Here is a 23404-nt window from a genome sequence, read left to right as displayed (position 1 = left end):
ACAACCTACGTCTCCCGTCCCGGCCCGGTCCCGCTCTTTCACGGAACCGGACCGGGACGGGAGCGGGGCGGGACGTGTGGATCACGCCCCGCCCCCACGGCCTCCGGGAGTTGATCAGCTGACGTCCAGTGCCACGTCGTCCACGACGAAGCTCGTCTGCAGGTAGGCGTCCTCCTTACTGGTGAACCCCAGCGTCACCGTCTGCCCCGCGGCGGAGCCGACGTCGAAGGACTGCTGGACATAGCCGCTGCCCGCGTCGACGTTCGAGTACGTGGCCAGCGTCCGGGAACCCAGCTTCACGGTGAACGTGTCGTAGGCCGTCGGGTCGCCCGCCGACTCGTCGGTGTCGGTGCTCAGGTAGAACGACAGCCGGTAGGCCGAGCAGCCCGCCGGTACGGTCAGCGACTGCGTGGCGGTGTCGCTGTGCGTGCTGCCCCAGCCGCCGAACCAGGCCTGGTAGGCGCCACTGTGCGCGGGCTTCTCGGAGGTCCGGTTGTTGATGACCCCGGCCGACTGGCTCCAGGGTGCCGTGCCGTTCTCGAACCCGCCGTTGGCGACGACCTGCCGGGCCTGGCAGCTGCTGGAGCCCCCGACGACCAGCGAGTACGTGGTGGTGTGGGTGGCGGTGCCCGTCCCCGTCACGGTGATGCTGTACGTGCCCGCGGTGACCTGCGCCCCGGCGGAGACGGTCATCGTGGACGAGGCGCCCGACTGCACGGAGGCCGGGGCGAAGGACACGGTGACCCCGCTGGGCGCACCGGAGGCGCTGAGCCGCACGCTCTGCGCGGAGCCGCTTGTGGTGGCCGTGGCCACGGTCGCGGTGACGGACGCGCCCGGCTGGACGCTGCCGGAGACCGGGTTCACCGAGACGGAGAAGTCGTCGGCGGGCGCGGTGGTGCCGACCGCCGTCTTCCAGACGGTGTAGGCGACCCCGTCGGCGCTGCGGTTGAGCGCGGTCGCGTTGATGTTGGCGGTGGTGTCGCACGACTGGTGGTAGCAGGGGTCGTACGAACGGCCCGCGGTACCGCCCCACTTGGTGGCCTGTGCGGCGGACTTGGTGTCACTGGCACCGGTCGCGTAACCGGAGGTGGCGATGCCGCCCTGCTGGAACGAGTAGTCGTCCGAGCGGCCCTGGCCCTCGATGTTCTCCTCCGGGGCCAGGCCGAGCGAGGTCCAGTACTCCTTCATCGGGGCCGAGGCCGCCGAGTTGAGGTTGTTGATGAAGTAGCCGCCGTTCGTCGAGGCGACCATGTCGAAGTTGTAGTAGGCGTTGATGGCGGCCCGCTGGGCGGCGGTGAGCTGACCGACGTAGTACTCGGAGCCCTCCAGACCCTGCTCCTCGCCGTTCCACCAGGCGAAGCGCACGTGCTTGGTCATCGTCGGGTTCTGCTGGGCCAGGGCGAGCGCGTTCTCCAGCAGGGTCGCGGAACCGGAGCCGTTGTCGTTGATGCCGGGACCGGCGGCGACCCCGTCCAGGTGGGCGCCGAACATCACGGTGCGGTCGGCGGGACCGCCCGGCCAGTCCGCGATCAGGTTGTTGCCCCGGTAGGTGCAGGTGGTGCAGGTCTGCTCGCTGACGGTGTAGCCGGCCGCCTGCAGCTTGCCCTTCACATAGGCGAGCGAGGCGGTGTAACCGGCGCTGCCGGCCCGCCGGTTGCCGCCGTTCTGGGTGGCGATCGTGTTCAACTGGGTGAGGTGCGCCTGGACGTTGGCGACGCTGATGTCGGGGGCCGTGCCGCCCGGATTGCCGCCGTCACCGACGGTCAGGGTGTACTGGACGGTGTGGTCCTGGGTGCCTGCGCCCTTCACGGTGAGGGTGTACGTCCCGGGTGCGGCGGCCGATGTCGTCGAGACGGTCATCGCCGAGGTCGCGCCGGACTGGACCGAGGACGGGCTGAAGGCGACGGACACACCGCTCGGCTGTCCGGTCGCCGACAGGCTCACCGTCTGTGCGCTGCCGGAGGTCACGGTCGTCCTGACCGTGGCCGTCACCGAACTGCCCTGCTTCACCGAGCCGGATGCCGGGTCGAGCGACAGCGAGAAGTCGTTGTTGCCGCTCGGGGTGCAGGTGGGGTCACCGCTCTGGGCGGGGACGCTCACCGCGTCCCAGGCCGCCTTCGTCCGGTTGTACAGCACACAGGTGGCGTCGAGGTTCTTGGCCGAGGTCAGTGTGGCGGTGCGGTAGCGCTTGTACGTCATGCCGCTGGTCTTGAGCAGCATGCCGCCGTAGAAGACCTTGCCCGCGCTCTGGATGCCCACTCCGGTGACGGTGGAGCTGTTGCAGGTGGGGCTGGACGGCTTGCCGCCGCCGGGGTTCGAGCCCTCGGCGAGCAGATAGAACCAGTGGTTGAGGGGACCGGCCGCCGCGTGCTCCTCGGTGCCGGGTATGGCGGAGCTGTAGCAGTTCGGGTCGCCGATCTGTCCCGGGTTGTACATGATCCGGATCGGCCCGTTGCCCACGAGGTTGATCTTCTCGCCGACGGTGTAGTCCGGGTCGTCGTACGGGGCGGGCTCGTTGGTGTACGCCTCGGTGAGCGCCCCCATGATGTCGCCGGTGGCCTCGCCGAGCCCGGACTCGTTGTTGGCGCCGCCGGGTGTGTACTGGTCGATGCCGTGGCCGAACTCATGGCCCACGACGTCCATGGCGCCGATCCACTGGTTGGCGTTGTTGTGGCCGATGGAGACGGTGGAGCCGTCCCAGTAGGCGTTCACGTCGTTGAGCCCGACCTTGACCGGCCAGCTGCGGCCGTTGCCGTCGTGGCCGTTGCGCCCCAGCCAGTCGCGCAGCATGTCCCACTCGTGCTGGGCCGCCCACATGACGTCGACGCAGCCCGTCTCCTTGCTGGAGGCGCTGCCGGTGCCCCAGGAGTCGCTCGACTTGGTGAAGACGCTCCCGGTGCTGTAGTCGGCGCAGGTCAGCCCGGGGCGTCCCGGGTCGCGCAGGGAGTAACTGCCTCCGGAGGACGTCGTGTTGATGGAGAGCGGGGACGGGCCGTTCCACTGGCTGTTGCCGGTGCCGGCCTTGACGTCGTCATAGCTGTCGAGCACCGCGCCGGTACCCGCGTCGACGAAGACGTGCAGGCGGCTGGGGGCCTTGCCGGTCCGGCCGGTGAGTACGGTCTCCCAGGCCAGCCGGGTCTTCGTGCCGGTGGCCCGGACGACCAGCCGGTGGCTGTCGACCCGCTCCACCGAGCGGAGCCGCTTGCGCGAGGTGGCCTCGGCCGTCCTGGCCGGGACGGTCGCGGTGGTCGGCACGTTGACGCGCCGGGAGAGAGCCGACTGGGATCCGCGGATGCGCCCCTTGGAGTCGGAGACCACGACGGCGTCCCCGCCGACGACCGGAAGGCCGCGGTAGGTGCGTTCGTACGCGACGGAGTAGAGCCCGTTGACCCAGGGGGTCACCGTCTTTCGCTCGTACCGTTCCTCGGGTCCCTTGGCCAGGGTGTCGAGACCGCCGGCCGCGGCCCGGTCGGCGGCCGACACGGCGGCCGACAGGGGAGTCGGGGACGGGGGCGACGGTTCTGCAGAAGCTGACTGGCCGCTCGTGACGACCAGCATTCCGGCGAGGACGGCCAGGGTTGTCCCGGCCGTCATCGGTCTGCGTTTCATCGAGGCTCCTCGGTTCGTGGGGACCTCGGTCACGGGCAGCGGCGTGGGGAGACGCACCCGCCCGTGCGGCCGGCGCGGGCCGTCCGCCCAGGTGGTGTCCGTGATCGGGCGACCGAACACTCACACGTCGCCATGACCTCGTCAACGAACTGCGGGCGCCTCGGGGGGACTTGGCAAGTCTGGTCAAGTCGGACCTGTGGGATCGCACAGCCGGCGCACAGGAAAGCCATCGCCGGAGGGTGGCCGGACAGCGAAAAACCCTCCTCGTGGTGCGGGGGAGGAGGGCGGGGCTGGACGAACCGACGGGCTTGCTCTATTCTGCATCCGCGCCAAGTGGTGCAAGTGGCACGGATGTTGAGGCGAAGGTATCACGATTCCATCCCTCGGCGCAAGACCTCTGTCATTCACCGCTTGGCCTTCCGGTTCGGCACCCCCTTGTCCAGCACTCCTTCGAGGAAGGCATCACGCCCTTGACTTCGCACCTCATCACCGCAGCGGCTGCCGGCACCTGGCAGCTCGGCGACCTGACCGTCAACCGGATCGGGTTCGGCGCCATGCGCCTGACCCAGAACGGTGCGGCGTTCGGCGACGACCGCGGCCCGCACGACCGCGACCGGGCCGTCGCTGTGCTGCGCCGGGCCGTTGAGCTCGGTGTGAACCACATCGACACCGCCGCCTTCTACTTCTCGCCGCGGCGCTCGGCCAACGAGCTGATCAACAGCGCCCTGGGGCCCTATACCGACGACCTGGTCATCGCGACCAAGGTCGGCCCCGGCCGCGGGCCTTCGGGCGACTGGCTGGACTGGGCCCGGCCCGGGCAACTGCGCGGGCAGGTCGAGGAGAACCTCCGCCAGCTCGGCCGCGACCACCTCGACGTGGTGAACCTCCGGGTGAACGGCCCGGCCCCGATCGCCGAGTCCTTCGGCGCTCTGGCCGAACTGCAGAAGGAGGGGTTCATCCGCCACCTGGGACTCTCCAACGTCTGGCCCGAGCAGATAGCCGAGGCACTCGCCATCGCACCGGTGGTCTGTGTGCAGAACCGGTACGGCATCGGAACCCGGCGCGCCGACGCCGAGGAGGTGCTGCGGACCTGCGGCGAGCTGGGCATCGCCTTCGTGCCGTTCTACTCGATCGCCGGCGACGCCGGACAGTCGGGAGCCGACCGGTCGGCGGAGGACGAGGCGCTGCTCGACGTCGCCCGGGCCCACGACGCCTCGCCCGCCCAGGTCCGGCTGGCATGGACCCTCCAGCGCGCCCCGCACGTCCTCGCCATCCCGGGCACGGGCGACCCCGACCACCTGGAGGCCAACGTGGCGGCAGGCGCCCTGCGGCTCACCGACGAGGAGGTCCGCCGACTCGCCGAGCTCGGCCGGGACGCCGGCTGATCAGGGCGGCCCGGGCCCCGGCGGACGTAGCATGATCCTCATGGAGCAGCGCGAACTGGGCAGGACCGGACGGGACGTATCGGTCGTCGGACAGGGCACATGGCAGCTCGGCGGAGACTGGGGCGAGGTGCGTGAGGCCGATGCCTTCGGCGTGCTCGACGCCGCCGTCGAAGGCGGCGTCACCTTCTTCGACACCGCCGACGTGTACGGGGACGGCCGCAGCGAACAGCTCATCGGCCGCTATCTGAAGGAGCGCCCCGACACGGGCGTCTTCGTCGCGACGAAGATGGGCCGGCGCGCCGATCAGGTGCCGGAGAACTACGTCCTGGACAACTTCCGTACGTGGAACGACCGCTCGCGGGCCAACCTCGGGGTCGACACCCTCGACCTCGTACAGCTGCACTGCCCGCCGACGGCCGTCTACTCCTCGGACGAGGTCTACGACGCGCTCGACACGATGGTCGCCGAGGAGCGGATCGCCGCCTACGGGGTGAGTGCCGAAACGTGTGCCGAGGCGCTGACCGCCATCGCCCGGCCCGGTGTCGCGAGCGTCCAGATCATCCTCAACCCGTTCCGGCTCAAGCCCCTGGACGAGGTGCTCCCCGCCGCGCGCGCGGCGGGGGTCGGCATCATCGCCCGGGTGCCGCTCGCCTCCGGGCTGCTGTCCGGCAGGTACACCGCGGACACCGTCTTCGCACCCGAGGACCACCGCACGTACAACCGGCACGGTGAGGCGTTCGACCAGGGCGAGACCTTCTCCGGAGTCGACTACGGCACCGGGGTGGCCGCCGCCGCCGAGTTCGCCGGGCTCGCTCCGGACGGCGCGACTCCCGCGCAGACCGCGCTGCGCTGGATCATCCAGCAGCCCGGCGTCACCGCGGTCATCCCCGGAGCGCGCTCAGTGGAGCAGGCCCGGGGCAACGCGGCGGCCGCGGCACAGGGTCCGCTGCCGCGGGGCACGGCCGACGCGGTGCGGGACCTCTACGACCGCAGGATCCGCGCGTCCGTCCACGGCCGCTGGTAGCCGGTCCCCGGCTCCTCGCCCGCGCCGCTCCCGTCACGGCGCGGGCGAGACGGACCCGCTCGTCGTTCCGCTGTCCTGAGGTGTGGTGGCCGAGCTGGAGTCGGGGGAGAACAGGCTCATGCCCAGGTAGACGGCGGCGAGGAAGGCGATCGTGCCCGCGATGGCGCTGGCCACGCGGGGTCTGCGTCTGATCGCCTCTCTGGTGCTGCGCCGCCTGCTGTTGCGGGACCGGCCCGCTGCCCGCCGCCCGTGGCCCTGCGCCTGGGGCAGCCGGTACGTCGTCGGGGCACCGGAGTCCGCGCCGGAGTGCCGGCCGGGCACGGCGGGCGGTGCCGTCGTCGGCGCGTAGGCCGGGGACGCGGCACGCGGGGGAGCGGGCCGGTGCTGCGGCAGCGGCTCCGCCTGCCCCCGCCAGGCCTCGCTGAGGAACCAGTCGGCGACCTGCTGGGCACTCGGCCGCTCCTCGGGCTGCTTCGCGAGCAGGCCGAGGAGGTAGGAGTCGAAGGCCGCGGACATCTCGACGCCGCGCTGCCGCAGCGGCGTCGGCGGTGTGTCCACGTGCTGGTACAGGGTCGCGGTCGCGGTGTCCGAGCGGAACGGCGGCTGACCGAGCAGCAGTTGGTAGACGACGCAGCCGAGGGAGTACATGTCCGACGCGGCACCGGCCGTGCGGCCGAGGGCCCGTTCGGGGGCGAGATAGAGACTCGTGCCGACGATGTGGCCGGTCGTGGTGAGGGCGGCCGAGGGGTCGTCGACGAACTGGGCGATGCCGAAGTCGCCGATCTTGACGGAGCCCTCGGCGTCCAGCATCAGGTTTCCCGGCTTGATGTCCCGGTGGACGATGCCCTGCCGGTGGGCCGCGGCCAGTCCGGCGGCCGCCTGGCCGGCGATCCGGGCGACCTGCTCCGGTCCCAGCCGCTCCTGCGCCAGGAGGAGATCGGACAGGCTCCGGCCCTCGACCAGCTCCATCACCAGGAAGAGACGGTCCTCCCACGACCCGAAGTCGAACACCGCCACCAGATGCGGATGGCTGAGCCGGGCGGCGGTCTGGGCCTCCAGCCGGAACCGGGCGGTCGCCGACTCGTCGGCGTGCTCCCCCAGCAGCAGCTTCACGGCGACGGCCCGGCCGAGGATCTCGTCCGTGGCCCGCCACACCTCACCCATCCCGCCACGGCCGATGGCGGATATCAATCGGTACCGACCAGCAACCAGCACCTGTGCACACCTATCTCGCATAGCTCGGGTATCTCGGACAGTTCCGGCCGGGGACCGCTTCGGCCGCCGCGGCGGCCTCGCCGGGAACGAGGGGCGGGGTGGGAGCACACGGCATGATCAGGATATCCGGCGCGCGGACCCCCGGTCGACCGCCCGTCATCCGGGCCCGGCCGCCCGCGCGGTGACGGGGCGCCAGACCGGAGACGTCCGAGGCGGTCATGTTCTCGGCGGGTCATCCCCGGTCGGATGCCGCCGCCCGGCCAACCGCTTCGACCAGGGGCAGCAACCGGTGCGGAACCCGTTCGCGCAGGGCCACCTCGGTCCGGGTCCTGACCACGCCGGGCAGCTGGATCAGCCGCTGGATCACGTCCTCCAGATGCCCGTTGTCCCGGGCCACCACCCGGGTCAGGAGATCACCGCCGCCGGTGGTCGAGAAGGCCTCGACGATCTCCGGCACGGCGGCGAGCGCCTCGCCCACATCGTCCAGATGCCCCTGCGTCACCTCCAGGTGCACGAAGGCGAGCACCGGGTGGCCGAGGGCTGCGGGGGAGAGGAAGGGACCGCTGCCGGTGATCACACCGTCCCGCTCCAGCCGGTCGATACGGGCCTGGAGGGTGCCCCGGGCGATGGACAGGATCCGCGCGTACTCGCGCACGCTCGTCTGCGGCTGCTCGATGAGCAGCCGCAGGATCCGGGTGTCGAGCGCGTCCACCGCCATGGTCCGCCGGCCTCTCCGTGGTACGTCGGTCGGGGCAGCGACTGTACCAACGGCGCACCGCCGGGCCATGGCGGCGGAGTGTCAGAACTGCACGTCGGAGCAGGCGTAGAAGGCGTTGCCGGTGTCGGAGATCGTCCACACGCCGAGGATCAGGTGCTTGCCGGACTTCTGCGGCAGCACACCCGAGTGGGTCACCGTCGAGCCGGGCAGCCGGCCGCCGAAGGGCACGGTGAGGAACGGCTGCGGTTCCAGGTCGGCCCGGGTGAGCGGCCGGGCCGGGTCGTAGCCGTCCTTGGTGATGTAGTAGCGGAAGTCGGTCGTGGCGTGCCGGGCCTCGATCCGCCAGTTGAACGTGTAGTTCTGTCCGGCGGTGACCCGGGTGGCGGGCCAGGCGCCGCCCCGCGGGTCGTCGAGCTCCGAGAAGCGGCCGATGCCGCCCGCGCAGATGTGGCCGTCGGCCGGTCCGCGCGTGGGGAATCCCTTGGGGCCCTCGACGCTCGGGGGCTCCCACTGGATCTGGCCGCAGTGCTTGACGGTGCCGATGCCGCAGAGCTGCTGGCGGCTGATGGGGGAGTCGGTGTAGCCGTGGCTCTGGGCGCTGCCGGAGGTGGCGAACAGCGCCACGCCGGCCAGGCCGAGCCCGGCCAGTAAGGAAGTGATCTTTCTGCGCATACGTCGCTCCTGGAGATGTGGGGTGATGTCCGGAGGGTTCTGCGGTCTAGACCAAGGGTGAGCGTAGTGATGTCAACTCATCATGTCCACACCATGCGCGAGGGGTGCTGTCACCGGCCCGGGGGAGGGTTTGTGAGGTGCCGTGCCGGGACGGGCCGGGCGGCGTCGTTGCGACGGGGTGCGCCGGGCGGTGGTCCGTTGGTCGGCCGGTGGCGCTCAGGGGTGGCTGACTACTGTGCCATTGGTCCAGTCTTCCGGTGTCAATTTGAGCCAACAGGCCTCCGGATGCTCTGATGTACCTGTCGATGGCGCTGCGGATTCCGCGGCGCCTTTTTCATGCCGGTGAGCGGAGCCGGCGGACGGAGGCGGGGAGCAGCAGTGCTGAAGAGAGCGTTCGTGGCCCGGGACCCCGGGCGGCTGCGGCTGAGGTTCGCCGCCCGGGCCGTCCTCGGCATCGGCCTCGCGGTGACGGTGTGCGGCCTGGCCGGACACTCCCTGGTCGCGGCCATCACCGGCGGGCTGGCCGCGCTCCTCGCCCTGTTCACGGTGACCGATCCCACCGTCCGCGGCCAGGCCGTCACCACCGCCCTGCTCCCCGCCGTCGGCTTCCCGGTGCTCGCGCTCGCCGCCCTGCTCCACGACCACCCCGCCGCACGTGACGCGGCCTTCCTCGCGGTCATGGGCGCGGGCGTCTACGCGCGGCGGTGGGGACCGCGCGGACACTCCCTCGGTGTGTTCGCCTTCATGGCCTTCTTCACCACGCAGTTCCTCCACACCCTCCCCGGACAGCTCCCCGAGCTCTACTCCGCGGTCGCCCTCTCGCTGCTCTCCTCCTCGGCCGTCCGCTTCGGGCTGTGGTGCTACGAACGCCGGCTGACCGCGCCCACCGTGCCCGCCCCGGTCATGGGCGCGGGCCTGGCCAGGGGCACCACGCGGCAGGCGATCCAGGCGACCGCCGGCGGAACCGTCGCGCTCCTGGCGGGACAGCTCATGTCCGACCAGCGCTGGTACTGGGCCGTCGGTGCCACCTGGTGGGTCTTCGTGAACACCGCCTCACGCGGCGAGACGCTGGTACGCGGCTTCCGCCGGGTCCTGGGCACGCTGATCGGCATCCCCGTCGGCCTGGCCGTCGTCGTCCCGCTGCACGGAGCTCCGGTACCCACCGCGCTCCTCGTCGCGGCCGGGGTCTTCGGGATCTTCTACACCGCGGCGGTCTCCTACACCTGGATGATGCTCTCCGTGACGGTGATGGCCGGGGCGCTCTACGGCTCCCTGGGGGTGCTCGACCCGGGCCTGCTCGCGCTGCGGCTCGGCGAGACGGCCGTCGGCGCGCTCGGCGCGATGCTCGCGGTGCTCGTCGTGCTGCCCGTCACCACGCACGCCACGACCGACGCCTGGATCCAGCGGGCGCTGCGCTGCGTCCACGCCTGCACCGAGGAGGCCGCCGCCCGGCTCTCCGGCTCGGCCGGCGCCGACCCGGCGCCGCGCGTCGCCGAGCTGGAGGCGCTGCTCGGCCGCGTCCGTCTCTCGCTGGCCCCGCTGGTCCACCCCCTGAGCCCGCTGCGCGCCCGCAGGGCCCGGGCCGGGCACGTGCTCGCGCTGCTGGACGACTGTGCGCGCGAGGTGCGCGGACTGGCCTCCGTCGCGGCGGACCCGGAAGCCTCCCACGACGCCCGGCTCGCCGCGGCCTGCTGGCGCGTCGAGAACGCCGTGGAGGCGCTCACCGCCTCCGAACGGCCGGCCCGTACCGCCCCTGCCGCCGGCCTCCCGGCCCACCCGGCGGTCACCGAACCCGCCCTCGCCCACCTGCACGGCCTGGAGCGGGCCCTCGCCGAACTGGCCGCACCCCTGCACGCCCCGCCCCGCGCACCCCTCGTCCCGGCCTGACCCGCACCCCTGGTCTAGACCGCAGCCGGGCACTGCTACGGTCGCCGCGGAAGATCGCGGCGGCCGCCGCCGTCGCGATCAGTCGGCGGAGAGAGGCAGTGCGGTGGACAGCAGCAACGGTGCCGGACGGGCATTCATCGGGTCGTTCACCTCGGCGGGCGGACGGGGTATCACCGTCGCCGCCGTGGACCAGGAGACCGGGGCGCTCACCGTCCTCGGCACGACGGACGTCGTACCCGACCCCTCCTACCTCGCCCTCGGCCGGGGCACGGGCCCCGGCGGCGCGGTCCTGTACGCGGTCAGCGAGACCGAGAAGGGGGCGGCAGGCGCCCTCGACATCAGCCACGACGTGCCGCGGCCGCTCGGGGACATCCGACCGGTCGAGGGCAACGGCCCCACCCACCTGGCCCTCGCGGCCGGCCATGTCGTCACCGCCAACTACGGCTCCGGCAGTGTCACCGTCCTGCCCGTGCTCGCGGACGGTTCCCTCGGCGCTGCCGGCACCGTGCTCACCCACGAGGGCAGTGGTCCGGTCACCGCCCGCCAGCAGGAACCCCACGCCCACCAGGTCCTCCCCGACCCGTCGGGGAACTGGGTGCTCAGCGTCGACCTCGGCACCGACTCGGTACGGATCTGCGCACTCGACCCGGACACCGGGGAGCTGCGCCTGCACGGTGAGACGGTGCTGCGCCCCGGCACCGGCCCGCGCCACCTCGCCTTCCACCCGGCGGGCGCCCACGCCTATGTGCTGAACGAGCTGGAGCCCACGGTCACGGTGTGCCGGTGGGACGCCGCGGCCGGAACCCTGGAGGCCGTCGGCGAGACGTCCGTGCTGCCCGCCGGGGCGAGTGGCGGCGACGGCGGGCAGAGCTACCCGTCCGAGGTCGTCGTCGCCCATGACGGCCGGTTCCTGTGGGCGGCCAACCGCGGCCACGACAGCATCTCCGTGCTCGCCCTCGACGCCACGGGCGAGCAGGCGTCCCTGGTCACGACGGTGAGCTGCGGCGGGCACTGGCCGCGCGACCTCGCCCTCGACCCCAGCGGACGGCGGCTGTACGCCGCCAACGAGCGGTCCGGGAACGTCGCCTGGTTCGCCGTGGACCCGGCCACCGGCATCCCGGCCCCGGAAGGGTCCCTGGACGTCCAGGCACCCTCCTGCGTGATCTTCGCCTGACAACCACCGATGCCCCGGGACCCTCGAAGGGTCCCGGGGCATCGGCGTGCCGCCGACGGCGCACCCGGCCGCCGGACCTGCGGATCGATCAGTGGGCCTGGGCCCCCTGCGCCACCGGGGGAGCGATCCCGAGCGCGCTCGTGTACATCGACAGCACCAGCTTGCCGATCGCCGGGTACGCGCCGAGCGGCTCCGCGCTCGCGCAGCCGGCCTCCTTCGCCGCGGCGTCCAGCAGGCCGTCGGCGACCTCGGGGCCCACCAGGTACGGGGCCACGGCCAGCTGCTGCGAGCCGGAGCCCTTCAGCTGGTCGGCGATCGAGGCGACCGAGCCCTCGACGTCGAGCGCGGCGGCCATCACCGGCACGGCGAGCCGCGCGGCCAGCAGCATGCCGGTGATCCCGGCGGCCTGCACGGCCTCCTCGCCGCCCACCGTGGCCAGCACGATGCCGTCGGCGGCCGTGGCCACGGTGAAGAGCCTCGCGCGGTCCGCGCGGGCCAGACCGGCCTCGGAGAGGCGTACGTGCAGCGCCTCGGCGAGCAGCGGGTGCGGTCCGAGCACATCGGTCAGCTCGGCCTGGGCCCGGCTGTCCTCGATCGCGCGGCGTATCCGCTGCACCAGGGTGCCGTCGGGGCCCGCGAGCAGCGGCACCACGACGGCGGCCGGACCGGCGGGCTCGGCGACCTCACGGCCGGCGGCCTGCGCCTGCTCGAAGCGCGCGACGCGCTCGGCGGCGGAGTGCGCGAGAACGGAGGCAAGGGTGGGGTACTCGGCATCGTCGCCGTCGAGATAACCGATCAGGGCGTTCAGACCGGGCAGCTCGGAACGGGCAATGCTGATCACCTCTTCGGCCAGACTGCGGCTGGCCGGGGAGGGGGTACCGGGAACGGCGAGAACGAGCGCGGCAGCGCCCTCAGGCGCGACCACGGGCTCCGGGCGGCGGTGCCGTCCGGACTGGCGAGGTCGCGGCATTCGTACAGGCAGGCCGGAAGCGGGCCCAGTGGGGGTGCTCATGGCGCCGCATGCTACTGGTTTTGGGTACCCCGCTGCTCGGGGAGGGCCCCGTCGAGCGTCGTCTGTCCGCATTTATCCGATGAGCGGCTTACTGGTCAACTGCCCTGCTCTGTCACCCCCGGGGTGCGGCCGGTCCCCGGCGCGGACACGGTGACGCGGAGCAGCGTGGGATGGTGCGGGAGCCTCAGACCGCCCCTGGCCAGCGCTTGTGCGATGCGCAGGGAGCCCATCAGCGGATCACCCGAACCGGGGACCGCCCGTGCGTGCGGCAGCTGTCGCGCCAGCTCGGCACGCAGCGGTTCGAGCAGCGGGTCGCCCATCCGGAACAAGCCACCCGTGAGCGCCACTTCATACGGTTCGTCGTCCGCCCCGGCCTTCGGGCACACCGCGGCGGCCGCCTCGGCGATGTGGGCCGCGGCGTCGCGGAGGATGCCGTCGGCGACCGGATCGTGCGCCGCGCACGCGGCCACCTCGGGTGCGAACGAGGCAAGGACCGCGGGCCGGTCGGTCCGCGGATAGAGCAGGCCCGGCAGCTCGGGCGCCGGCCCGAACACCGCCTCCAGCCTGGCCAGCAGCGCCGCGGAACCGCCGCGCCGGCCGTCGTGGGCGCGCATCGCCGCGTCGAGTCCGGCCCGTCCGATCCAGGCCCCTCCGCCGCTGTCACCCAGCAGATGGCCCCAGCCGTCGGCCCGCCGCCACCCGGTCAGATCCGTGCCCAGGGCGATCAGGCCCGTGCCGGCCGCGACGACCGCGCCGGGGCGCTGTCCGACCGCCCCCGCGTACGCCGTCACCGCGTCGGCGGCGAGTGCCAGTGTGCGTACGCCGAGCGCGTCCGCCAGCGCCGCGGGCAGCTCGGCGCGCAGCTGGTCGCCGAGCGTGGCCATGCCCGCCGCGCCGATGGCCGCGGTGGCGACGCGGTCACCGCCGCCGTGCCCGGCGAGCAGCCGGCGCGCGGTGGGCAGCAGTTGTTCGAGGAGGTGGGCGGCGTCGATGCCGGAGGACCCGGTCCGCACCGGTTCGGCGCACACCGCCGTGGCCAGGGGGGTCTCCCCGCCCACGGTGCCGAGCGCCACCCTCAGCCCGGAACCGCCGGAGTCCACGCCGAGGACGTGCTCCCCGGACGCGTGCCCGTGTGACTCCATGGAATGGCTCCCGTAAGCAGAGGAATGACGGCGGCAGCCTAGCCGCAGACGTTCGGCGCACCGTCGGCGGTGTCGCCACGGAGCCCTCCCGGCCCACGAGTTCGGCGGCGACGGGGGAGGCGGGAGGAGGCCGCCGTTACGCCGGTAGGGTGAGCGCGTGACAGCACGACCTTTGAACGAAGTGGTGGAGCCCGGATGGGCCCGGGCGCTGGCCCCCGTGGCGGGGCGCGTCGCCGAGATGGGGGATTTCCTGCGGGCGGAGGTCGCGGCGGGCCGCACCTATCTCCCGTCGGGGGCGAACGTCCTGCGCGCCTTTCAGCAGCCCTTCGACGAGGTTCGGGTGCTGATCGTCGGTCAGGACCCCTACCCCACACCGGGCATGGCCATCGGGCTGAGCTTCGCGGTCGCACCGGACGTCCGTCAGCTGCCCGGCAGCCTGGAGAACATCTACCGCGAACTGAACACGGACCTGGGCCTGCCGCGCCCGTCGAACGGGGATCTGACCCCGTGGACGCGGCAGGGCGTGCTGCTGCTGAACAGGGCGCTGACGACCGCACCCCGCAAGCCCGCCGCCCATCGCGGCAAGGGCTGGGAAGAGGTCACCGAGCAGGCCATCCGGGCCCTGGTCGCGCGGGGCACCCCGCTGGTGTCCGTCCTCTGGGGGCGCGACGCCCGCAACCTCCGGCCGTCACTCGGCGACTACCCGGCGATCGAGTCCGCCCACCCGTCCCCGATGTCGGCGGACCGCGGCTTCTTCGGGTCGCGCCCCTTCAGCAAGACCAACGAACTCCTGGTCCGCCAGGGGGCGCAGCCGGTGGACTGGCGCCTGCCGTAGGCGTGGCGGGCACCCCGCCCGTCACCCGTCGACCGCCGCGGCCCGGACACACAGGACATCCGGCAGATGCGAGGCGAGCTGCTGCCAGCTGTCCCCGTCGTCCTCGCTCGCGTACACCTCGCCGTTGCGGTTGCCGAAGTACACTCCCGCCGGATCGGCATCGTCCGTACAGAGCGCGTCGCGCAGCACCGTGCCGTAGTGCGCGCCGTCGGGCAGCCCCGCCGACAGGGGTTCCCAGCTGGCGCCCGCGTCGGTGGTCCGGAAGACCCGGCAGCGGTGGTCGGCCGGCACCCGGTCGGCGTCGGCGTTGATCGGGAAGAGATACGCCGTGTCCGCGCGGTGCGGGTGGGCGGCCACCGCGAACCCGAAGTCGGAGGGCAGTCCGGCGCCGATGTCCGTCCAGTTGCCCCCGCCGTCGTCGCTGCGGAACACGCCCCAGTGGTTCTGGAGGTAGAGCCGGTCGGGGTCGACCGCGTCCCGGCTGACCTTGTGGACGCACTGGCCGAACTCCGGGTCCGGGTCGGGCAGGAAGACCGCCGACACCCCCTTGTTGGCCGGGGCCCAGCTCTCGCCGCCGTCCGTGGTCCGGAACACCCCCGCGGTGGAGACGGCGACCGTGACCGAGCGCGGGTCGCGCTCGTCGGTCAGCACCGTGTGCAGCCCCTCGCCGCCCCCGCCGGGCACCCACCGCGAGCGCGTCGGATGCTCCCAGAGCGGGCGGACGATCTCGAACGACTCGCCCCCGTCCCGCGAACGGAACAGCGCGGCCGGTTCCGTGCCCGCGTACACCACACCGGGCGCCTCGGGGCCCGCCGGGTGCAGCTGCCAGACCCGCTCCAGGGACGTCCCCGTGAACTCCGGGAACTTCACGGCCGGCTGCTTCGGCTCGACCCAGCTCGCACCGAGGTCGTCGGAGTGGAAGACGGAGGGGCCCCAGTGCGCGCTGTCGCCGCCGACCAGCAGGCGGGGGACCTTCCCGCGCTTGTCGATGCCGATCGAGTAGATCGCCTGCGCGTTGAAATGCGGTCCGTCGAATTCCCACGCCCCGCCGTGCCTGCGGCCGATGAAGAGCCCCTTGCGGGTGCCGACGGTGAGCAGAACATCGGTCATGACCGAACCTCCCGAAACGCCGTTGTGCCGGATACGCGCCAGTCTGCACCCAGCCACTGACAGTGGCGCGCAGGACGGCTCCGGACACTCGCCGCATCCGCGGCGGGCGCCCGCGCCCGCGCTCAGCGCACCCGGTGCCCCGGCCCCTCTGCGGCCGTCTTCCGGCGGGTCAGGAGGAGGGTCGTGCTCCCGTCGTCCTCGGGGATGTCACGGACGTGACGGAAACCGGTCCGGCCCAGCAGGGCGAGCGAGGCCTCGTTGGCGGGGTGCACGGTGGCGTGCACCTCGGCCAGGCCCAGGGTGCCGAAGCCGTGGGCGACCAGCGCCTCGGTGATCTCGGTGCCCAGCCCCCGCCCCCACGCCGACGGGGTCACCGCGTAGACGATCTCGTGGCCGTCCACGCCGGGGGTGGGGGACGGCTTGATCTCTGCGTGCGCGACGGCGCGCCCGTCCTGCCGCACCACCCACACGCCGAACAGGTCCCGCGCGTACACCTTGGTGAAGATCCGCCCGAACAGCGCCCGGTCCGCCGCCTCCGTGGCCGGGCCCTCGCCCATCCAGCGGGCCACCCCGGCGTCCTGGAAGAGCGCCACGAACCCTTCCTCGTCGGCGGGGGTGTACGGCTCCAGCAGCAGCCGCCGGGTGCGCAGGACAGGGGTCTTCATGCCGCGCGACGGTACGGACGCCGGCCGGCCCGCGCAACGGAGTTGATCAGTGGCCGGGCGCCGCCGTGCTGCTGCGCACCACCAGGTTGGTCGCCAGGTCGACGCGCGTGGTCGCCGGCTGTCTGCCCCGCCCGAGGTCGACGACCAGGCGGGCGGCGGTCTCGGCCATCTCCGTCAGCGGCTGGCGCACCGTGGTCAGCGGCGGCCCGATCCACCGGGTGAGCGGCAGGTCGTCGAAGCCGACGACGCTGAGGTCCTCCGGGATGCGCAGGCCCAGCTCACGGGCGGCCTCGTAGACGCCGAGCGCCTGGAGGTCGTTGCCCGCGAAGACCGCGGTCGGCCGGTCGGGCAGGCGCAGCAGCTCCAGCCCCGCCGTGTACCCGGCCTCGTGCTGGAACTCCCCCTCGCGGACCAGCTCGGGGTCGATCGGCAGGCCCGCGGTCTCCAGGGCGGCGCGGTAGCCGTCCACCCGGGCCCGGCTGCACATCATCCGCGAGGGCCCGCTGATGACCCCGATGCGGCGGTGCCCGAGTCCGGTGAGATGGCGGGTGGCGGCCAGTCCGCCCTGCCAGTTCGTCGTCCCGACCGAGGGGACGTCGTCCCCCGGGTCGCCCGCCGGGTCCACCACCGCGTACGGGATGCTGCGGCTGGTCAGCTGGGCGCGCTGGGCGGCGGTGAGGTCCGAGAGGACGAGGATCACCCCGACCGGCCGGCGGGCCAGCACCCCGTCCACCCAGGTCTGCCCGGGGGTGAGCCGGCCCGCGCTCTCGGAGAGCACCAGGCTCAGCCCCTCCTCGCGGGCGACGTTCTCCACCCCGCGGACGACCTCCATCGCCCACGCGCTGTCCAGCTCGTGGAAGACCAGATCGATCAGTTGCGACTGGGTGGTGGAGCCGCGTCTGCGCCGGTAGCCGTGCAGCAGCAGCAGCTCCTCGACCTTGGTCCGCGTCCCCGGGGCGACATCGGCGCGGCCGTTCAGCACCTTCGAAACTGTCGGAGCCGAGACTCCGGCCGCGCGGGCGATTTCCGCCAGGGTGGCGGTGCCTTCCGACGATTCGCCGGTGGGCGCGTTCTCCTGATGTGACTGGACGTTTGCGGGGCTCATACCGGGAATCGTAGCTCCCCGCCGCAGGGAGGCAGGGGCTGGACCCCGAGCGGGATTTCCTCCGCCGCCCCTCTTGACGGGCCCGAAACCCGACCGTACGGTTCCGGCAACATTCGCAAGCAAGGCCGAAACATTCGACAGAGGTGCGGTCATGGGGTCGGGAATTTTCACTCGGAGTTCGCGTGCGGCGAGATGGACCGCGGCCGGTGCCGCCATGGTCACGGCAGGCGTGCTCGCCGGCTGCGGATCGAACGGCGGCAGCGGCGGCGGCGGCGACACGATCACGGCGTACGTCTACGGGGACGACGCCGTCAAGATCCAGCAGGCGGCGGTCAAGGAGTTCAACAAGACCTCGAAGGTCAAGGTCAAGCTGATCCCGGTCCCGGGCACGGAGTACGTCAACAAGCTGCGCAGCGCCATGGGCTCGCCCAGCGCCCCGGACATCTTCTACAACTGGGGCGGCGGCTCCATCAAGCCGTACCTCGACGCCGGCCAGCTCGTCGACCTGACCTCGACCGTCAAGAACGACGCCACGCTCAAGGACGGCTTCCTCCCGTCCATCGTCGAGGCGGGCAGCCTCGACGGAAAGATCTACGGGGTGCCGATGCGCGGCATGCAGCCCGTGATGCTCTTCTACAACAAGAAGCTCTTCGCCGAGAACAAGCTGGAGGCCCCCAGGACCTGGGCGGGCCTGCAGCACGCCATCACCACGTTCAAGGCCAAGGGCATCACCCCCTTCGCGCTCGGCGGCCAGGAGAAGTGGCCCGAGCTGATGTGGATGGAGTACCTGCTCGACCGGATCGGCGGCCCCGAGGTCTTCAAGAAGATCCAGAACGGGGACTCCTCCGGCTGGGGCGACCCCGCGGTCCTCAAGTCCGCCCAGACCGTGAAGGAACTGGTCGACGGCGGAGCCTTCGGCAAGAACTTCAACTCCGTCGACTACGGCAGCGGCGCCGCACCCACCCTGCTCAGCAAGGGCAAGGCGGCCATGCACCTGATGGGCTCGTGGGAGTACTCGACCCAGCTCGGCAAGGCACCCGAGTTCGCCAAGAAGGACCTCGGCTGGGCCAACTTCCCGACCGTGGCCGGCGGTGTCGGGGACCCGGCCGACGTGGTGGGCAACCCCACCAACTACTGGTCGATCAACTCCCGCACCAAGCACAAGGACGCGGCCATAGCCTTCCTGAAGACCATGGCCTCCAAGTCCTACGCCCAGGCGCTGGTCGACAACGGTGACGTACCGACCACGTCCAACGCCGCCTCCATGCTGAGCGGCTCGCCCAACCCGCAGTACGCGAAGGACCAGTACGACATGGTCCAGAAGGCCCCGAGCTTCACCCTCTCCTGGGACCAGGCGCTGGAGTCCCGCTACGCCACCCCGCTGCTCACCGAGATCAGCAAGCTGTTCGCCGGCACCTCCACGCCCGAGCAGTTCGTCGCCGCGATGAAGGCCGTCAAGTAGCGATGTCCCACGTCTCTTCGTACAAGAAGGTGCGCGGGGGAGCGAAGGCGGCCGGCGGCCACGTCGGCCGCCCCTCGGTCGGCTGGGCCGTGCCCGGCATCCTCTTCTTCGCCCTCTTCGCGATCGTCCCGCTGGCGATCGCCGTCTACCTCTCCTTCTGCCACTGGGACGGGCTGAACTCCCCGACCCCCATCGGTCTGGACAACTGGACCCGGCTGTTCAAGGACCCGGAGTTCCGCCAGGCCGCCTGGCTCAGCCTGCTGCTCACCTCGGTCAGCTGGGTGTTCCAGACCCCCGTGGCCCTGCTGCTCGGCGTCTGGGCGGCGGGCAGACAGCGCAGCAGGGCCGTGCTCTCGGCGGTCTTCTTCATTCCGCTGCTGCTCTCCACCACGGCCATCGCGATGCTCTTCCACGCCCTGCTCGACCCCAACTTCGGCGTGATCAAGAAGATCGGCCCCTGGTTCGGCATCGACCCCAACATCATGGGCTCGTCCACCGGGGCGCTGCTCACCGTCGCGTTCGTCGGCGGCTGGCAGTTCATGCCCTTCCACACCCTGATCTACCAGGGCGGCACCCGGCAGATCCCGCAGGTCCTCTACCAGGCGGCGGAGATCGACGGCGCCGGCATGCTGCGGCAGTTCTTCCACATCACCCTGCCGCAGCTGCGCCACACCATCACGACCTCATCGGTCCTGATGATCGTCGGATCGCTGACCTACTTCGACACCGTGCTGATCATGACCAGGGGCGGCCCCGGCACGGACACCACCGTGCTCCCGTACCTGATGTACCGGACCGGTTTCCAGACCTACGACCTCGGCTACGCCGCGGCGATCGCGACGGCGCTCGTCGTGGTGGCCACCGCCCTGTCGCTGGTCCTGGTCCGCTTCAGCGGCTTCGGGAACATGCGGTCCACCCGGGAAGGTATGTGACGCGATGTCGATCGACACCCGCCCCGAGACGCGCCCCGCGTCACCCGTGACCCGCGGCCGGCAGACCGCCGCGCGGCGCCGCAGGAGATGGGGCAACCCCCTGGCCGGCCTGGGCTCGACGGTCTGGCTGCTGCTCGTCGTCGTACCGCTCTACACGCTGGTCTCCTCGTCGCTCATGCGGCAGGACGAGGCGCTCAACGGCGACCCGCTGGCCGTCCCGACCCATCCCACGCTCGACAACTACCGCACGGTCCTGGACAGCGGCTTCGCCAGGATGCTGACCAACACCGCCATCGTCGCGGTGGCCACCGTGGCCATCGTCCTGCTGCTCTCGGTACCCGTCGCCTATGTCGCGGTACGGGCCCGCAGCAGGCTCTCCTCGCTCGCCTTCCGGACCTTCCTGCTCGGCGTGGCCATCCCCGCGCAGGCGGTGATCGTGCCGCTGTACCTGCTGATCAGCAAGCTGGGCCTGTACGACAGCCTGCCCGCGATCATCCTGCCGACCGCGGCCTTCGCGATGCCGGTGGCGGTCCTGATCCTCAGCGGCACCATGCGGGACGTCTCCGAGGAGATGTACGAGGCGATGGCGCTCGACGGCGCGACACCGCTGCGGATGCTGTGGCAGCTGGCGATCCCGATGTCCAAGGGCGGCATCAGCACGGTGGCGATCTACACGGCGCTCCAGGCGTGGAACGGCTTCCTGTTCCCGCTGATCCTGACCCAGTCGGAGGAGCACCGCGTGCTGACGCTGGGCCTGTTCAACTTCATGTCCCAGTTCGGGATGAACATCCCCGCCGTGCTGGCCGCGATCGTGCTCTCCGTCGTGCCGATCTTCGCGGTGTACCTCGTGGCGCGCAAGGCGCTGGTCAACGGACTGATGGGGGTGGGCGGCAAGTAGCCCCCACGCCGCCCCGCACCACCGCACTCATGAGAGGAACCCCTGCCCCCATGGCAATCCCCGCTGTCCCGCACGCCCGCGGCGCCGGAGCGGACCCGGCCGTCGACGGACCGTGGCGCGACCCCTCCCGCACCCCCGAGGAGCGGGTGGCCGACCTGATCCCCCGGATGACCCTGGAGGAGAAGGCCGCCCAGCTGTACGGAATCTGGGTGGGCGCCGACGCCGACGGCGACGGGGTCGCCCCGCACCAGAACGACATGGTCGACCCGGTCGACTGGGACGGCCTCACCACCCGCGGCCTCGGCCAGCTCACCCGCCCCTTCGGCACCGCCCCCGTCGACCCCGGCGTCGGGGCACTCGCCCTGGCCCGCGCCCAGGGCCGCATCGCCGGGGCCGGACGCTTCGGCATCCCGGCCCTCGCCCACGAGGAGTGCCTGGCCGGCTTCACGGCCTGGGGGGCCACCGCCTACCCCGTGCCCCTGTCGTGGGGTGCCGCCTGGAACCCGGACCTGGTCGCCGAGATGGCCCGCCGGATCGGCACGGACATGCGCGCGGTCGGCGTCCACCAGGGACTCGCACCCGTCCTGGACGTGGTGCGCGACCTGCGCTGGGGCCGGGTCGAGGAGACCATCGGCGAGGACCCCTACCTGGTGGCCACCATCGGCACCGCCTACGTCCGCGGGCTGGAGTCGGCCGGCATCATCGCCACGCTCAAGCACTTCGCCGGATACGCGGCCTCCGCCGGTGCCCGCAACCTCGCCCCGGTACGGGCCGGGGCCCGGGAGATGGCGGACGTGATCCTGCCGCCGTTCGAGATGGCGCTGCTGGAGGGCGGGGCGCGTTCGGTGATGCACTCGTACGCCGAGATCGACGGCGTGCCCGCGGCCGCCGACCCCGCGCTCCTCACCGGACTGCTCCGGGACACCTGGGGGTTCACCGGGACCGTCGTCGCCGACTACTTCGGCATCGGCTTCCTGGAGACCCTGCACAAGGTCGCCGCCGACCGGGCCGGCGCCGCCCGGCTGGCCCTGGCCGCGGGCGTGGACGTGGAACTGCCCACCGTCCGCAGCTACGGCGACGTCCTGGTCGGCGCGGTGCGGGACGGCGTGGTGGACGAGGCGCTCGTCGACCGCGCCCTGCACCGCGTCCTGCTGCAGAAGTGCGAACTGGGACTGCTCGACCCCGACTGGTCACCGCTGCCCACCGTGCTCGCCGGCGCCGACCCCGACGAGGCCCGCGACACCGTCGACCTCGACCCCCCGGAGAACCGGGCACTGGCGCGCGAACTCGCCGAACAGGCCTGCGTGCTGCTCGCCAACCCCGGCGGCACGCTGCCGCTGCGTGACGGCGCACGGATCGCCGTGGTCGGGCCGCGCGCCGACGACCCGCTGGCGATGCTCGGCTGCTACTCCTTCCCCAGCCACGTCGGTGTCTCGCACCCCGAGGCCGAGATGGGGATCGACGTGCCGACGGTGCTGGAGTCGCTGCGCGGGGAGTTCCCGGGCTCCGGTGTCGGATTCGCCGCGGGCTGCGAGGTGGACGGCACGGACACCTCCGGGTTCGCCGACGCCGTGCGGCTGGCCGGCGAATCCGACGTCTGTGTCGCCGTGCTGGGCGACCGGGCCGGGCTGTTCGGCCGCGGTACGTCGGGCGAGGGCTGCGACGCGGCCGATCTCTCGCTGCCGGGTGTGCAGGGCGAGTTCCTCGACGCCCTGCTGGCCACCGGCACCCCGGTGGTCCTGGTGCTGCTGACGGGCCGCCCGTACGCACTGGGGCGCTGGGCGGACCGGACGGCCGCCGTCGTGCAGGCCTTCTTCCCCGGCGAGGAGGGCGGAGCGGCGCTGGCCGGGGTGCTCTCCGGCCGGGTCAACCCCTCCGGCCGGCTGCCGGTAAGCGTGCCGCGGGGGCCGGGCGGCCAGCCGTGGACGTATCTGCAGCCGCCGCTGGGGCTGGTGAGCGGGGTCAGCAATCTGGATCCGACACCGCTCTACGCCTTCGGACACGGACTGTCGTACACGACGTTCGACTGGGAGCCGGGCGCGTCCGTACCCGCGGAGCTCCCCACCGACGGCTCCACCGGGATCGAGATCACGGTCCGCAACAGCGGCGAGCGCGAGGGGGCGGAGGTCGTACAGCTCTACCTGCACGACCCGGTCGCCCAGACCACCCGCCCGCAGGCCCGGCTGATCGGTTACGCCCGGGTTCCGCTGGCGGCCGGCGCCGCCGCCCGGGTCCGGTTCCGCTTCCACGCGGATCTGGCGTCCTTCACGGGTGTCGCGGGCCGCCGGATCGTCGAGCCCGGTGAGCTGGAACTGCGCCTTGCCACCTCCAGCGACGCGGCCGACGTCCGCCGGACCGTACGGCTGCGGCTCACCGGCCCCGAGCGCGTCGTCGACCACCGTCGCCGGCTCGTCTGCGGCACCTCGGTCGAGCCCGCGCCCCTGCCGGAGCCGGCCGTGCGCTGACCGGTCCTCCCGCCGGGCCCCGTCCACGTGGGCCTCCCCGCCCGATCCGGCCTTGACGCCGCTGCGGGGAGGCCCACGAAACTTTCGAAACAGG

The 23404-nt window shown here is 72.4% G+C and carries 18 protein-coding genes; 9 read left to right on the top strand and 9 right to left on the bottom strand.

What is annotated here, in order from left to right:
- Positions 1–114 precede the first annotated feature (114 nt).
- Positions 115–3594, bottom strand: a complete 3480-nt coding sequence (locus OG408_RS04760) for a M28 family peptidase (protein ID WP_326674471.1) — start codon at positions 3592–3594, stop codon at positions 115–117.
- Between the two features lie 485 nt (positions 3595–4079).
- Between OG408_RS04760 and OG408_RS04755 the strand changes: the two genes are divergently transcribed.
- The gene (locus OG408_RS04755; protein ID WP_285569038.1) at positions 4080–4994 is read left to right on the top strand and encodes an oxidoreductase; all 915 of its coding nucleotides are present in this window, start codon (positions 4080–4082) and stop codon (positions 4992–4994) included.
- 31 nt (positions 4995–5025) lie between these two features.
- Positions 5026–6018 (top strand): aldo/keto reductase, encoded by a 993-nt coding sequence (locus tag OG408_RS04750; protein WP_326668391.1) that lies wholly within the window; start codon positions 5026–5028, stop codon positions 6016–6018.
- Between the two features lie 33 nt (positions 6019–6051).
- Here OG408_RS04750 and OG408_RS04745 read toward each other — a convergent pair whose 3' ends face one another.
- The 3 genes from OG408_RS04745 to OG408_RS04735 all read right to left on the bottom strand — a co-directional run bounded on the left by OG408_RS04745 (position 6052) and on the right by OG408_RS04735 (position 8623).
- Positions 6052–7182, bottom strand: a complete 1131-nt coding sequence (locus OG408_RS04745; RefSeq protein WP_266775747.1) for a serine/threonine-protein kinase — start codon at positions 7180–7182, stop codon at positions 6052–6054.
- Positions 7183–7465: 283 nt separating this feature from the next.
- Positions 7466–7951 (bottom strand): Lrp/AsnC family transcriptional regulator, encoded by a 486-nt coding sequence (locus tag OG408_RS04740; protein ID WP_266775745.1) that lies wholly within the window; start codon positions 7949–7951, stop codon positions 7466–7468.
- 81 nt (positions 7952–8032) lie between these two features.
- Positions 8033–8623: a lytic polysaccharide monooxygenase auxiliary activity family 9 protein gene (locus tag OG408_RS04735; protein ID WP_266775742.1), complete on the bottom strand. Its 591-nt coding sequence runs from the start codon at positions 8621–8623 to the stop codon at positions 8033–8035.
- Positions 8624–9001: 378 nt separating this feature from the next.
- On the opposite strand from OG408_RS04735, the gene OG408_RS04730 reads away from it, so the two are divergent.
- Together OG408_RS04730 and OG408_RS04725 are read left to right on the top strand one after the other, a co-directional pair.
- Positions 9002–10510, top strand: coding sequence for an FUSC family protein (locus OG408_RS04730; protein WP_326668386.1), 1509 nt, complete (start codon positions 9002–9004; stop codon positions 10508–10510).
- A 103-nt stretch (positions 10511–10613) separates the two neighbouring features.
- Positions 10614–11684 (top strand): lactonase family protein, encoded by a 1071-nt coding sequence (locus OG408_RS04725; RefSeq protein ID WP_285569027.1) that lies wholly within the window; start codon positions 10614–10616, stop codon positions 11682–11684.
- Positions 11685–11772: 88 nt separating this feature from the next.
- Here the strand turns inward: OG408_RS04725 and OG408_RS04720 are convergent, their stop codons facing one another.
- Both OG408_RS04720 and OG408_RS04715 read right to left on the bottom strand, forming a co-directional pair.
- Positions 11773–12696 carry a sirohydrochlorin chelatase gene (locus OG408_RS04720; RefSeq protein ID WP_266775737.1) on the bottom strand — a complete coding sequence of 308 codons (924 nt, stop codon included), beginning with the start codon at positions 12694–12696 and terminating at the stop codon, positions 11773–11775.
- 95 nt (positions 12697–12791) lie between these two features.
- The gene (locus tag OG408_RS04715) at positions 12792–13838 is read right to left on the bottom strand and encodes an N-acetylglucosamine kinase (protein WP_326668382.1); all 1047 of its coding nucleotides are present in this window, start codon (positions 13836–13838) and stop codon (positions 12792–12794) included.
- 157 nt (positions 13839–13995) lie between these two features.
- Between OG408_RS04715 and OG408_RS04710 the strand changes: the two genes are divergently transcribed.
- Entirely contained in the window at positions 13996–14673 is a 678-nt protein-coding gene (locus tag OG408_RS04710; RefSeq protein WP_266775733.1) for a uracil-DNA glycosylase, read from the top strand.
- Between the two features lie 21 nt (positions 14674–14694).
- On the opposite strand, the gene OG408_RS04705 is transcribed toward OG408_RS04710, so the two are convergent.
- From OG408_RS04705 to OG408_RS04695, 3 genes are all read right to left on the bottom strand, one after another.
- Positions 14695–15783, bottom strand: a complete 1089-nt coding sequence (locus OG408_RS04705) for a WD40/YVTN/BNR-like repeat-containing protein (protein WP_326668380.1) — start codon at positions 15781–15783, stop codon at positions 14695–14697.
- Between the two features lie 122 nt (positions 15784–15905).
- Entirely contained in the window at positions 15906–16448 is a 543-nt protein-coding gene (locus tag OG408_RS04700) for a GNAT family N-acetyltransferase (protein ID WP_326668378.1), read from the bottom strand.
- Positions 16449–16494: 46 nt separating this feature from the next.
- On the bottom strand, positions 16495–17553 hold the full coding sequence (locus OG408_RS04695) for a LacI family DNA-binding transcriptional regulator (protein WP_266775727.1): 1059 nt from the start codon (positions 17551–17553) through the stop codon (positions 16495–16497).
- 214 nt (positions 17554–17767) lie between these two features.
- Here OG408_RS04695 and OG408_RS04690 point away from each other — a divergent pair, with 214 nt between their 5' ends.
- Genes OG408_RS04690 through OG408_RS04675 form a run of 4 tightly spaced genes read left to right on the top strand, consistent with a single transcriptional unit; the run spans position 17768 to position 23310 of the window.
- Positions 17768–19015: an extracellular solute-binding protein gene (locus OG408_RS04690; RefSeq protein WP_326668376.1), complete on the top strand. Its 1248-nt coding sequence runs from the start codon at positions 17768–17770 to the stop codon at positions 19013–19015.
- Between the two features lie 2 nt (positions 19016–19017).
- Entirely contained in the window at positions 19018–19947 is a 930-nt protein-coding gene (locus OG408_RS04685) for a carbohydrate ABC transporter permease (RefSeq protein ID WP_266775723.1), read from the top strand.
- A gap of 4 nt (positions 19948–19951) precedes the next feature.
- Positions 19952–20845 (top strand): carbohydrate ABC transporter permease, encoded by an 894-nt coding sequence (locus OG408_RS04680; protein WP_266775721.1) that lies wholly within the window; start codon positions 19952–19954, stop codon positions 20843–20845.
- A gap of 50 nt (positions 20846–20895) precedes the next feature.
- Entirely contained in the window at positions 20896–23310 is a 2415-nt protein-coding gene (locus OG408_RS04675) for a glycoside hydrolase family 3 N-terminal domain-containing protein (protein WP_326668373.1), read from the top strand.
- The last annotated feature ends 94 nt before the right edge of the window (positions 23311–23404 follow it).

The organism is Streptomyces sp. NBC_01257 (assembly GCF_035917255.1).
Lineage (GTDB): Bacteria > Actinomycetota > Actinomycetes > Streptomycetales > Streptomycetaceae > Streptomyces.
Note: the sequence above shows the minus strand (reverse complement) of the source record. Positions and strands in the feature narration are given on the sequence as shown.